This is a genomic window from Mucilaginibacter gotjawali (assembly GCF_002355435.1).
In the GTDB taxonomy this organism is placed as follows: Bacteria; Bacteroidota; Bacteroidia; order Sphingobacteriales; family Sphingobacteriaceae; genus Mucilaginibacter; species Mucilaginibacter gotjawali.
Genome location: NZ_AP017313.1, coordinates 3,613,526 through 3,627,657, shown reverse-complemented (window position 1 = coordinate 3,627,657; position 14,132 = coordinate 3,613,526). Strand labels below are relative to the sequence as shown.

Genomic DNA, 14,132 nt, shown 5'->3' with positions numbered 1-14,132 from the left:
GGATGTGCAGAATGTCTGAACCGGAATTTTTAGAATTACCGAATTAACAGAATTTAGGAAAAATCAAATTCTATAAATTCCTAAATTCTATAAATTCGAGTTCAGACAAAAATGACAATGACCCAATGACGTTTCTACCAATGAACTAATGAACCAATGAACCAATGACTACCATAAAAGGACCGGCGCTATTTATAGCACAATTTATAGGGGATGAGGCCCCGTTTAACAGCCTCGAAGGGATTTGCAAATGGGCAAAAGGTCTGGGCTATAAGGGTTTGCAGCTACCAACCCTTGATTCCCGTTTTATCGACCTTAAAAAAGCGGCTGAGAGTAAGACTTATGCTGATGAGCTGAAAGGTGAGATCAACTCTTACGGGTTGGAAATTACCGAACTCTCCACCCACCTGCAGGGCCAGCTGGTAGCCGTTAACCCGGTTTACGACCAACTTTTTGATGGCTTTGCGCCGGAACAATTGCGCAACAACCCAAAAGCAAGACAAGAGTGGGCTGTTCAGGAATTGAAATATGCTGCCAAGGCATCACAAAATTTAGGGTTGAATGCCTCCGTAACTTTTAGCGGCGCATTGCTGTGGCCTATGGTTTATCCATGGCCGCAAAGACCTGCCGGTATTGTTGGAACTGCTTTTGACGAACTGGCCAAACGCTGGAAACCTATCCTTGATGTTTACGAAGATTGCGGCATCGACTTATGCTACGAAATTCACCCGGGTGAGGACCTGCATGACGGGATCACCTACGAAATGTTTTTGGATAAGGTAAATCACCATAAACGCGCATGTTTACTTTATGATCCCTCGCACTTCGTACTCCAATGCCTTAATTACCTGGAGTACATCGACTTGTATCACGAACGAATCAAAATGTTCCACGTAAAGGATGCCGAGTTTAACCCGACCGGCAAACAGGGCGTTTACGGCGGCTACCAGAACTGGATTGACAGGGCGGGCCGTTTCCGTTCATTAGGCGACGGGCAGGTTGATTTTAAAGGAATATTTAGTAAACTTACACAATATAATTACACAGGCTGGGCCGTACTTGAATGGGAATGCGCACTTAAACACCCTGAAGACGGTGCACGAGAAGGCGCTGAGTTTATCAAAGATCATATCATCAGGGTTACAGAGAAGGCTTTTGATGATTTTGCGGCCTCAGGGTCGGATGATGCGTTTAACCGCAAAACTTTGGGTATTGACTGAAATACCCGAATGAAGAAGAACCAATAATTAAACTAATAAACCTAAAATTATTTGAACAATGCAAATTAACCGTACAGCGTTATTCAGGGCAAGTTGTCTTTCCCTGCTGGTAACCTCTCTCTCTTTTGGTATCCGTGCGGGTATCATGGGCGACCTCCAATCAAACTTTCATTTGAATGCTACCCAACTGGGAGCGATCACTGCTACTGCCTTTTGGGGCTTCCCGCTGGCAGTGGTTATTGGTGGAATGATTGTGGATATCATTGGTATGAAACGCTTATTGGTAATGGCATTTATTTTTCACCTTTTGGGCATATTACTAACAATTTTTGCTGGCGGGTTCTGGACGCTGTTTATATCCACATTAACAATTGGTGTTGCCAATGGTACTGTTGAAGCAGCATGTAATCCTTTAGTAACCACCTTGTTCCCTGAAAGTAAAACAACAAAGTTGAATCATTTCCATTTATGGTTCCCGGGCGGAATATTTATAGGGACGCTGATCGTTTTACTATTTACAAAATTAGGCTTAAGCTGGCAGATCCAGGTGGGTACAATGCTGATTCCAACGCTTATTTATGGTTACCTTTTCTCAAAACTGGATTTCCCGGTTACGGAACGTGTTTCATCGGGAGTTTCGATGGCAGGGATGTATAAAGCTCTTGCGTCGCCTTTGTTCATCTTTATGTTTATATGCATGTGCGGTACAGCCATCACTGAGTTATATACGGAGCAATGGGTACCGGTATTACTAAAAAGCATAGGTAACCCCATTCTTATTGTTACAGCTACATCAGGCGTAATGGTATTGGGACGCGGTTTGGCGAAACCGGTATTAAAACGATTCGCACCACAGGGCGTTTTGCTGATGTCTGCCACAATTGCGGCAATTGGCCTTTACCTGTTATATACGTCAACCGGTAATGTTTTTGTTGATGCAATTGTATTCGGTATCGGCGTATGTTATTTTTGGCCCACCATGTTAGGTTTTGTGAACGAAAACCTTCCTAAAACAGGCGCACTGGGCTTAAACCTGATGGGTGGCGCAGGGATGTTGTCGGTATCTTTTTATACCATATATATGGGGCATTATATCGATCGTGTTGTTGCAGGCAAATTACCCGCTGGAAGCAGTTTGCAGGACGCTGTTAAAGCGGCACCCGGGAGCAGTTTAGAGACTTTGTACAACGATGCAAAAAATGTAACGGGGATTGATGTTTTGCATATCACCAGCTTTATACCGATCGGGCTTATTGTAGCGTTTACCGGGCTGGTTATTTACATGCGTTCCAGAAACAAAAATGCAGCAGTATAGGGCAATAAAAGTTTAAAATTGTAATTTTAAAAAATCAATTTATCATTTAACAATATATCAAACTACAAATCATCAACATGAAAAAAGTATTCGGAATGTTACTCATAGCAGCAGTATTCAGCGCATGCGGCGGCGGTTCAAAATCAGGAAGTTCTGACAGTTCAGCTACTGCTGCAACCACTGATACAAGCGCTATGGCAGCATCGGCGTCAAGAACAATAGATACCACCCAGGCTGGCGGTAAACTGATTGCAAAAAATGATTGTTTAACCTGTCATAAAGTGGACACCAAGGTTATTGGCCCTGCTTATGCCGACGTTGCAAAAAAATATACTGCATCTGATGCCGTTGTCGATACTTTAGCTAATAAGATCATCAAAGGCGGTAAAGGCAACTGGGGTGAAGTAGCGATGACACCTCATGCTGCACTCTCAATGGACGATGCCAAAACCATCGTAAAATACATTTTAACATTAAAAAAATAAGCTACCAAATAAGCTATAAGCCATGACAACAGCCATCCGGATTAAGTTATCGACAATGATGTTCCTGGAGTTTTTTATCTGGGGGGCATGGTTTGTTACCATGGGGACATATCTTCTAAAAGATTTGAAAACTTCGGGATTGGAGGTCGGAACAGCTTTTACGAGTCAATCTATTGGAGCTATTATAGCGCCTTTTATCATCGGCCTTATAGCCGATAAGTTCTTCTCGGCACAAAAAATTCTCGGGATTTTGCATTTGAGCGGAGGGATAATGCTTTGGGTTGTTTCCTCCGCAAATAATTTTGCTACTTTTTATCCGGCTATATTGGTTTATATGATATTATACATGCCAACACTGGCATTAGTAAATTCAATATCATTCAGACAAATGCAAAACCCTGCTAAAGAGTTTCCGGTCATAAGGGTTTTAGGGACAATAGGCTGGATAGTTGCCGGTTTTACTATCAGTTGGCTAAATTGGGATAAACAGGGAGGCGAAGCGGCATTGGTGAACACCTTTAAAATGGCCGCCGTTGCTTCAATAATTTTAGGACTATTTAGTTTTAGCTTGCCTGCAACCCCACCGCTAAAAAAAGGACAGAAAACCTCTGTCGGGGAGATATTAGGATTAGAGTCAATCGGATTGCTGAAAAAGAGATCATATTTGGTGTTTTTCTTAGCATCCATAGCTATTTGCATCCCTTTGGCATTTTATTACAGCTTTGCTAACTCATTTTTTCAGGAAAAAGGTATGAATAATACCACTGTTACCCAATCGTTAGGACAGGTTTCTGAAATTCTGTTTATGGTTTTAATTCCGTTCTTTTTTGTAAGACTGGGAGTTAAAAAGATGCTGGCGCTCGGTATGTTGGCCTGGGGATTAAGATATCTTTTCTTTGCCTACGGCGATACTGGGAATAACTATTGGATGCTAATTGCCGGAATTGTAATACACGGTGTTTGTTATGATTTCTTCTTTGTAACAGGACAGATTTACACGGATAATCTTGCTGGTGAACGCTTTAAAAGCGCTGCGCAAGGATTTATTACGCTTGCAACTTACGGTGTTGGGATGTTGATGGGCTTTTACATTTCAGGCCCAATAGTTGACCATTGGAAAATATCAACCATTTTGGCGAATGGCAAAATCGCGGTATCTCATAATTGGCAGCCCATTTGGTTTATTCCGGGGGGAATAGCCGTTACCGTATTGTTGCTATTTTTACTGTTTTTCCGAGACAAAAACCACATTGAATTGAACCCCGGCCTGGATATTGAAGAACCATCTCCGGAAGTACAAATATAACCTGCATCATGGCATTTAATCAAAACAGAAGGTCGGCTATCCGCAACATCGTTGCCGGAACGGCTGCAATTACAGCATCAGGTATGTTAACCTCTTTTAAAAAGGAAGAAATCAAAGAAAAATTGTCATACAAACTAAAAGGCAATATCAACCACTCTGTTTCCCCCTGGTGCTACAGTGAGTTAACACTCGACCAGCTTTGCGAAGTGTGTAAAGAAATCGGTATTACCGGCGTTGATTTGTGCGGGCCTAAGGACTGGCCAATATTACAGAAACATGGCTTGTATTCATCCATGTGCAACGGCGCCGAGATTAACCTGACTGATGCTTTTGGCGATAAACAGTTTCATGCCACGCTGCAAAAGAACTATACCGAAATGATCCCGCTGGTGGAGAAAAATGGGTATAAAAACCTGATCTGCTTTAGCGGCAGCCGCAGGGGAAAAGACAACGAAACCGGTTGGAACAATTGCGTTGAGGGCCTGAAACCCCTGGTTGCTTTAGCCGAAAAACATAATGTAGTGCTGTGTATGGAATTGCTGAACAGCAAGGTTGACCATAAGGACTACCAGTGCAATAGCGTAGAATGGGGTGTAGAACTGGCGAAACGAATAGGCTCAGAAAACTTTAAGCTGCTTTTTGATATTTATCATATGCAGATCATGGAAGGTGACATTGTGAGAAATGTAACCGACTACCATCAGTATATTGCCCATTACCACACAGGTGGTATCCCCGGCAGGCACGAGATCGATGATACGCAGGAGCTGCATTACCCTGCCGTAATGCGCGCCATAGTGGCCACAGGCTACAAAGGATACGTAGGCCAGGAGTTTGTGCCAAAAAATACCGATAAAATTGCTTCATTAAAAGCCGCGATACAAATTTGTGACGTTTAAGCGTTGTTGTATGGTTGGAAGGTTGAAAATGACGTAATGCCTTTTCTGCTATGAACCATCAACCATGAACTGAATGCCCCAATGACCTTTCTACCACTGAACTAATGAACCACTGAACTAATGAACAATCAAACAAGAAGAAAATTCCTGACCCAGGCCGGTATAGTTACCGCAGCCGCCATGATAGCGCCGGATTTACTTTCAGCTAAGTCCGGTCATGTTGCCGGCTTGCAACTGTACAGCCTGCGCGACCAGTTACCCAAAGATGTAAAAGGCTATATCGCCAAAGTTGCCCGGGCGGGTTATAAAGAGGTTGAACCTTTTGGCTATTCAAAAAAGGACGGTTTCTGGGGGCTCGACGCCAAAGCATTCAGCACCCTGCTGAAACAGAATGGCCTGACTACCGCCAGTGCGCATTTTGGGATGGACCAGTATTTTGTGGAAGGCAAAACTGATGACCTGGAAACCTATATCGAAGCGGCAAATATCACAGGGATGACTTATGTGATCATTCCATCTATAAATGGCGAAGTGCTGAAAAGCGCGGACCAGTTTAAACAGGTAGCCGAAAAAATGAACAAAGCAGCTGAGCTTTGTAAAAAAGCGGGCTTAAAGCTGGGCTATCATAACCATAACTTTGAATGGAAGCCTGTTGACGGTACAACATTTTATGATGTGGTGTTAAAAGAAACCGACCCCGCACTGGTACACATGGAAATGGATATTTATTGGGTAGTTCGGGCCGGACAAGATCCGATAAAACTATTTCAGCAACACCCTGGCCGGTTTGCGCTTTGCCATTTAAAAGATATGGATAAAACCAACCATAACCTGAATACAGAGATCGGCACCGGCGCTATCGACTTTAAAAAGATTCTGAGCTATAAAAAACTGGCCGGTTTGAAACACTTTATAGTTGAACAGGAAAATTTTACCAATATAGACCCGATAGTAAGTATCAGCAAGAGCGCAGCTTACGTGAAGAATGTATTGGGGGTATAATTGATTGATTAGGTTAGATTGAGTTAGATTAAGTTGAAACAGCTTATCTTATCAAACGAATCAATGACCTAATGACCCGATGACGATACCACCAATGAACTAATGAACCAATGAACTAATAAACCAACTAATATGAAATATCCAGTATTACTCGCTGCATTATTGGCAGGCACTTCATTTATGGCAAATGCCCAGCAGGCAAAACCCGAAGATACCGAAGTTTGGGACCCCGTTCCAAAAGTAGTAACCCCGGCTGCTAAGCCTGGTGATGCGCCATCGGATGCTATTATTTTATTTGATGGCACCAACCTTGACCAATGGGTACAAAACAATGATGGTTCGCCGGCAAAATGGGATGTGAAAGACGGCATCCTTACTGTAAACAAAAATTACGGCAATATCGAAACAAAAAAAGCCTTCACCAATTACCAGCTTCATATTGAATGGCGGGAACCGGTTGGCCTTGAGGGTACAGGGCAGGGCCGCGGTAACAGTGGCGTGTTTTTGGCCTCCATCGGCAAAGGCGATGCGGGTTATGAGCTGCAGGTCTTGGATCCATACAATAACAAAACTTATGTGAATGGCATGGCCGGCAGTATTTACAAACAGGCCATTCCGTTGGCTAACCCCGGAAGGCCAAATGGCGAATGGCAGACTTATGACGTAATCTGGACAGCGCCAACTTTTAATACCGACGGTTCTGTTAAAACAAAAGCACGCGTAACGGTATTGTTTAACGGCGTATTGGTTGAAAATAATTTCGAACTATGGGGGCCTACTTTATACATAGGTAAACCTGAATATAAAGCCCACGGTGCGGCTCCCATCAAATTACAGGCTCACGGCGATAAAAGCATACCGCTTAGCTACCGCAATATTTGGGTAAGGGAATTATAATTGAGTTCAAGGCTAATAGTTCATAGTTGATAGCCAAAACAATTTTGTTTAAACAAGGTTAAAAACCATGAACTATTTTGAATGAAACTTCATTATAAACGTGTTCATTGTTGATGGTTTATTGCTTAAGCACAACATTGATGCTAAGACTATGAACTATCAACCATGAACCTTGAACTGTTCCGTCTATGAAAAAAATACTGCTGTTACTGGCCGCATTCGCCCTGTTTGCCGCGCAGTTAAATGCCCAGGCTGGCAAAGCTCCGGCCTATCCCTTAATTACACATAACACTTACTTCAGTATCTGGTCCTTCGGGGATACGCTAAACGCGTCGACCACCAAACACTGGTCGGGGAAAGATCAGCCGCTGATTGGTTTAATTAAAGTAGATGGCGCTACCTACCGGTTTATGGGTAAGGAGCCGCTGTATTATAAAACTTTGATTCCGGCGGCCGATGAGGCGCAATGGAGCGCCGCTTATACGGAAACTGCAGGCGACTGGATGGATACCGGTTACGATGATACCAAATGGAAATCAGGAACGGCCCCCTTCTCTGATGATAAGCAACTGGCGCAAACGTTATGGACAAGCAAAGATATCTGGGTACGGCGAAAATTTAATTTCTACAATACCGATGTTAACAGGTTGGTTTTAAAATTATATCATGATGATAACGTAGAAGTGTATTTAAACGGCGAGAAAATATATAACACTACCGGCTGGACCAGCGATTTTAAACTGATCCCACTAAAAGAAAAAATTAAAAACAAACTTAGGCAGGGGGCAAATGTGCTGGCTATTCATTGCGCAAATACTGCGGGCGGTGCATACCTTGATGCAGGCCTGGTTGACGAAACAAAGCCAAGGGCCAACGATATTTTACTTGCCAAACAAAAAAGTTTTGTGGTAAATGCTACCCAAACCATTTATAATTTCAAATGCGTAGGGATAGATTTGCAGGTAACGTTTACTTCGCCGGTGCTGATGGACAATTTAGCTTTGTTTTCCCGCCCGGTTTCCTATATCAGTTACAAAGTAAAAGCAAATGATGGCCGTAGTCATGATGTGAAGGTTTTCCTGAGCGCTTCAAGTAACATCGCTGTAAATAACCCATCCCAGGAGGTTCGGGCCAATAAATATACGGCATCGGGCTTATCCATTTTAAAAGCAGGTACTGTTGCCCAGCCTGTATTAAAGAAAAAAGGCGATGACCTGCGGATTGACTGGGGCTATATGTATGTAGCTGTGCCCAACTCCAAAAACACTACGCAGTATATTACCACGCAGGAAGATGCGTTGGGGTCATTCATCGCTAAAAATAATCCTGCGGCCGTAAACAAGGGGAAGCAGTTATCATTAAATACCATCCTCAATTTCAATAGTGTAGGTACGGCCCCGGTTGAAAAGTTTGTTGAACTGGGTTATGATGATTTGTATTCGGTACAATATTTCGGGCAAAATTTAAAGCCCTGGTGGAAAACAGACACAAAGCAAACTATCGAAAAACAGTTAAGCCTGGCGGCAACCGTTTATTCATCAGTGATGAAAAAATGCGACAGCTTTAATAAAAGTATGTATGCAGATGCGTTAACGGCAGGCGGAAAGCACTATGCCGACCTTTGCGTACTGGCCTACAGGCAAAGTATCGCAGCACACCAGCTTTTAAAAAGCCCCAAAGGCGAGATCCTGTTTTTGTCGAAAGAAAACTTTAGCAATGGTTCAATCAATACGGTTGATGTAACCTATCCATCGGCGCCGTTATACCTGATTTATAATCCGCATTTGCTGGAAGGGATGTTGAATGGTATTTTTCAATATTGTGAAAGTAGTAGCTGGGCCCATAATTTTGCTGCACATGATTTGGGTACCTATCCATTGGCAAATGGCCAAACCTACGGCGAAAATATGCCGGTTGAAGAATCGGGCAACATGATCATCCTCACCGCTGCCATTGTAAAAGCCGAAGGGAATGCCAATTATGCCAAAAAACATTGGAAAACATTAACCAAATGGGCCGCATATCTAAGCATAAATGGCCTTGACCCTGGTAACCAGCTCTGCACTGATGATTTTGCAGGACATCTTGCCCGCAACGCCAACTTATCAGTAAAAGCCATAGTTGCTTTAGGTGCCTATGCAGATATGGCCAGCAAGCTCGGCAAAAAAGCTGAAGCAAAAAATTACAGAAATTTTGCCAGGGATGCGGCAGGTAAATGGCAAAGCCTGGCACAGGCAGGTGATCATTATAGCCTGGTTTTTGGCAGTAAGGATAGCTGGAGTCAGAAATATAACCTGGTATGGGATAAGGTTTTGGGCCTTCAATTATTTCCTCCGGCTGTATATAAAACCGAGATCAACTATTATCTCACCAAACAAAATACATTCGGCCTGGCACTCGACAGCCGTAAAACGTATACCAAATCTGATTGGATTTTATGGACTGCCACCCTTGCAGATAACCCAAAGGATTTTAAAGCATTGATAGACCCTGTTTATAAATATGCGACCGAAACGCCAACCCGCGTTCCGCTGAGCGACTGGCACGAAACCACCGACGGTAAAATGGTAGGGTTTCAGGCCCGGAGTGTTGTTGGTGGCTATTTTATGAAGCTTTTAGAAACCAAATGGATGAGATAAATATGGTGCAGGATAGTCAAAGGTCCGGCAATAAGACTAAGTAGCGGTGCTTTTGATATTAGGTGTTGAGTTAAAAATATAGTATTTATAGGTGATTTTATTAACCTAAATATAAAATAATCTTTTAAATTAGCATAATCTTTACACGGCTTTTGCTTTTAACGCTAACTGTGTCGCTGCCAATTGAACCTCGTTTATTAAAGTGAATACTTATAAGTATCTGTTTTCGGTCATCTTTTTTTTTATTGCCGGGGCTTGCTATTCGCAAAATAAAAACCTGGAGTTTGAACATATCGGAACAGCGGAAGGGTTGTCGCAGGTTAATGTAAATTGCATTATACAGGATAGCCGCGGCTTTATGTGGATTGGAAGCCGGAATGGATTAAACCGCTACGATGGTTATAAATTCATTATCTATCGCTATGATTCAATGAATGATGGTTCCATCAGTAATAACATGATTACTGATCTAGTTGAGGCCCCTGATGGCAATATCTGGATTGCTACCCAAAGCGGGTTGAATATGTACGAGCGGAATACCGGCAGATTTACCAGGTACATGCATGATGACCATAATCCAAATAGTATTTCAAGCAATATTATCAACAGGCTGGCATTTGACCATAAGGGCTACCTATGGGTGGCCACGCAAACCGGCGGATTGGATCGCCTTGATCTGAAAAAGAAAACATTTGAGCACCATATACATTCAGACCGGGATGCAAAAAGTATCAGTGATAATAATATCCGGACTGTATTTGAAGATTCCCAACGTAATTTGTGGATAGGAACTTCAACAAACGGGCTATGTCTTTACAACGATGAAAATAATACTTTTTCAAAATTTCCATATAAAGACCCTGTTAATAAGGCGATCTCGGGAAATAATGCCATTTGTATACTGGAAAATAGAAAGGGCCAGCTGTGGGTAGGAACGCAGGATGACGGGCTTTATCTGTTTGATGTCAAAAAAAGAACTTTCAGGCGTTTTAAGCACGACGAAAAATCGGCGAACAGCCTTTCCAGTAATACCATCTATAGCCTGAATAAAGATGATGATGGGAATTTATGGATTGGGACAGAAAATGGAGGACTTTCTGTTCTGAATGAAAAAAACTATACTTTTCATAATTACCTGCACGACGAAATTGATAATTACAGCATTAACGGAAACTCCATTTATGCTATATGCAAAGACAGAACGGGCAATATGTGGTTAGGCGCATTCAGCGGCGGGCTTAACGTTTTTAAAAAATCTACCGAAAGCTTTTCGCTATACAGGCATAACTCGTCGCCGGCCAGTTTGTCAAACAATTTTGTACTTGCGTTTTTAGAGGACAAAGCACAGAATATTTGGGTTGGAACGGATGGAGGCGGATTGAATAAATTTAATCCGGGGACCGGAACTTTTAAGAGTTACAGGCAATCGGCCGGAAAACAAGGCATTTCGGGCAATTATGTGCTGGCCCTCGACCAGGACGCTGACGGCGATATATGGATGGGCACATGGGGGAACGGGGTAACTGTATTTAACCCTTCAAAAAACACCTTCAGTTATTTTAACAGAGATCCTTTAAACCCTCAAAGTTTAAGCGGGAACAATGTTTATTATTTGATGCACACCCGCGATAATACCATGTGGATGAGCGCTTTTGGGGGCGGATTAAATAGTTATGATAAAAAGACAAAGATTTTTAAACATTACAGGCTAAACGTAAATGACCCTAAAAGTATCAGCAGCGATTATATATATGCCATTTTTGAAGATAAAAAAGGAAATCTATGGATAGGAACCTCTGATGCAGGCCTTGATCTTTTAGACAGGAAGACAGGTATTTTTACCCGTTTTCAACACGATGAAAAAAAGAATAGTATCAGTAATAATGGTATTACTGATATTTTTGAAGACAGCAAAGGACAATTATGGCTTTGTACACTTTCGGGATTGGATTTATTTGATCCCGTTACAAAGCATTTTACCGTTTATAATAAACTAAGCGGCTTGCCGAGTGATATTATTTATGCAATTAAGGAAGATAACAACGGCAAGCTATGGGTAAGTACCAATAGTGGCCTATCCAGGTACGACCCCACTACTAAGTCCTTTAAAAACTTTACAACAGAGGACGGTATACAGGGGGATGAGTTTAAACCGCACTCAGCATTAAAAACGCATGATGGAACTTTGTATTTTGGCGGGGTAAATGGCTTTAATTCGTTTGCACCCGGCAGGGTACTAAGGCCAGCGGGATTTTCCCCGTTAATTATTACGGGGTTTCAGTTGTTCAATAAACCGGTCGAAATCGCAAAAAATGATAATGACCCTTCACCCTTAAAAAAAGATATTTCGGATACCAGGTCACTCACCTTATCTTACGAGCAATCAGTAATTTCATTTGAATACGCCGCACTCGATTTTACCTCATCAAACAAAAAGAATTACGCCTATATCCTGGAACCTTTTGATAAAGACTGGAACTATGTCGGCAGCCGGAACACGGCCTCCTACACCAATATCCCGCCAGGAACCTATACCTTTAAAATAAAATATCAAAATAGTTCCGGCTCATGGTCGCCCGTTTCGTCGGGCCTTCAAATAATCATTGTTCCCCCGTTTTGGTTAACCTGGTGGTTCATCTCATTAGTGATCCTGGCGATAATAACAGGGGTATACGCCGTTTTTAAGATCCGCATACAAGCGATAAAAAACCAAAAGCTGATACTTGAAAAATTGGTGGAGGAGAGGACTGCAAGCCTTGAGGAAATGACGATTGGTGAACGGGAGTCGCGCCAGGCAGCCGAGAAAGCGCGCGAGGAAGCCGAAAACGCGAATAAAGCAAAAAGCATTTTCCTGGCAATGATGAGTCACGAGATCCGTACGCCGATGAACGGCGTTATTGGTATGGCTGCTTTATTGTCGAGTACCAGGCTTACCGAAGAACAACAGGAGTATACCGAAACTATCAAAAACAGTGGCGATGCTTTGTTAAGGGTGATAAATGATGTGCTTGATTTTTCAAAAATTGAATCGGGCAGTATGGAATTGGAAGAGCAGGATTTTGATTTGAGGGACTGTGTTGAAGGGGTATTGGATATTTTTGCTGAAAAAGCATCACAAATAGACCTGGTATACCAGATTGATCATAATGTGCCCTCGCAAATAAGCGGTGACCCGATAAGATTACGGCAGGTGCTGATAAACCTGGTAAACAATGCAATGAAGTTTACCAGCAAGGGGGAGGTTTTTATAAGTGTTAAAGTTGCCGGACAGGAAAATGAAGATTTGGTATTAAAATTTGACATCCGCGACACCGGGATTGGTATACCTGCAGATAAATTAAATAAATTATTTAAAGCTTTTTCCCAGGTCGATTCAAGTACAACACGAAAATATGGCGGTACAGGATTGGGGCTGGCCATCAGCGAAAAATTAGTTAAATTGATGGGGGGCGAAATAGGGGTGGTGAGCGAAGTGGGTGTTGGGACGACATTTTCATTCACCATAAAATCAAAGGCAGGGCAAAATGTGCAGCGCAACTATGTTTATATGAACCTCGACCGGTTAAAAGGCAAACATATTTTGATTGTTGATGACAATGCAACCAACAGGGAAATTCTTGAAATACAATTGGCGCAGTGGAAGTTTAAGCCTGTTATGGCCGAATCCGGCGACCAGGCATTGAAGATCCTTTCTTTAAATAAAACGGTTGACCTGGTTATTTCTGATATGAATATGCCTGTGATGGATGGCGTTCAGCTTGCCCGGAAAGTTAGAGAAATGCGCCCTGAGCTGCCGATTATCCTGCTAAGTTCAATGGGGAACGAACAAAGCAGGAGCGAATCACACTTATTTAACAGCATCCTGACAAAACCCGCGCGGCAACAGGTATTGTACAAGCATATTGTGGATCAGTTAAAAGAAAAAGGAAGCGTTGTGAGTGAACCTGACCCTGCGATACAGCAGTTTTCAGAAGACTTTGCCAAACAGTATCCAATGAATATTTTAATTGCCGAGGATAATGTTATAAATCAGAAACTGGCATCGCGGATATTAATGAAAATGGGCTATAAGCCGGATATTGCAGTAAACGGGCATGATGCATTAAACGCTATGGCGGCCAAAAAATACGATATCGTATTAATGGACGTGCAAATGCCCGAAATGGATGGGCTGGAGGCAACCCGGTTTATACGCGAAAATATGGAGTACCAGCCCGTAATTATCGCGATGACCGCTAACGCTATGCCTGAAGATAAAGAATTGTGCCTGAAATCGGGAATGGATGACTATTTGAGCAAACCCATGAAGATTACCGATATTATGGATGTTTTAGAACGCTGGGGCAAACATATAAATAACAAATAGCGC

Annotated in this window: 9 protein-coding genes; all 9 read left to right on the top strand. The window is 42.5% G+C overall.

Translation table 11 applies throughout. The features are described 5' to 3' along the window. The first annotated feature begins 164 nt into the window (after positions 1–164). Complete coding sequence (locus MgSA37_RS16065; protein WP_096353322.1) at positions 165–1,220, top strand: sugar phosphate isomerase/epimerase family protein; 1,056 nt, start codon at positions 165–167, stop codon at positions 1,218–1,220. Between the two features lie 58 nt (positions 1,221–1,278). Beyond that, positions 1,279–2,535, top strand: a complete 1,257-nt coding sequence (locus MgSA37_RS16060; protein ID WP_096353320.1) for an MFS transporter — start codon at positions 1,279–1,281, stop codon at positions 2,533–2,535. Positions 2,536–2,612: 77 nt separating this feature from the next. Then, a complete protein-coding gene (locus MgSA37_RS16055; RefSeq protein WP_096353319.1) occupies positions 2,613–3,020 on the top strand; it encodes a c-type cytochrome in 408 nt (135 codons plus the stop codon). A 22-nt stretch (positions 3,021–3,042) separates the two neighbouring features. Beyond that, positions 3,043–4,326: a nucleoside permease gene (locus MgSA37_RS16050; protein WP_096353317.1), complete on the top strand. Its 1,284-nt coding sequence runs from the start codon at positions 3,043–3,045 to the stop codon at positions 4,324–4,326. An 8-nt stretch (positions 4,327–4,334) separates the two neighbouring features. After that, positions 4,335–5,225 carry a hydroxypyruvate isomerase family protein gene (locus MgSA37_RS16045; protein WP_096353315.1) on the top strand — a complete coding sequence of 297 codons (891 nt, stop codon included), beginning with the start codon at positions 4,335–4,337 and terminating at the stop codon, positions 5,223–5,225. A 120-nt stretch (positions 5,226–5,345) separates the two neighbouring features. Then, positions 5,346–6,227 (top strand): sugar phosphate isomerase/epimerase family protein, encoded by an 882-nt coding sequence (locus MgSA37_RS16040; protein WP_096353314.1) that lies wholly within the window; start codon positions 5,346–5,348, stop codon positions 6,225–6,227. Positions 6,228–6,359: 132 nt separating this feature from the next. Then, a complete protein-coding gene (locus tag MgSA37_RS16035) occupies positions 6,360–7,124 on the top strand; it encodes a 3-keto-disaccharide hydrolase (protein WP_096353312.1) in 765 nt (254 codons plus the stop codon). A 188-nt stretch (positions 7,125–7,312) separates the two neighbouring features. Then, positions 7,313–9,763: a glutaminase family protein gene (locus tag MgSA37_RS16030; RefSeq protein ID WP_096353311.1), complete on the top strand. Its 2,451-nt coding sequence runs from the start codon at positions 7,313–7,315 to the stop codon at positions 9,761–9,763. 202 nt (positions 9,764–9,965) lie between these two features. Beyond that, positions 9,966–14,129 carry a hybrid sensor histidine kinase/response regulator gene (locus tag MgSA37_RS16025; RefSeq protein WP_096353309.1) on the top strand — a complete coding sequence of 1,388 codons (4,164 nt, stop codon included), beginning with the start codon at positions 9,966–9,968 and terminating at the stop codon, positions 14,127–14,129. The last annotated feature ends 3 nt before the right edge of the window (positions 14,130–14,132 follow it).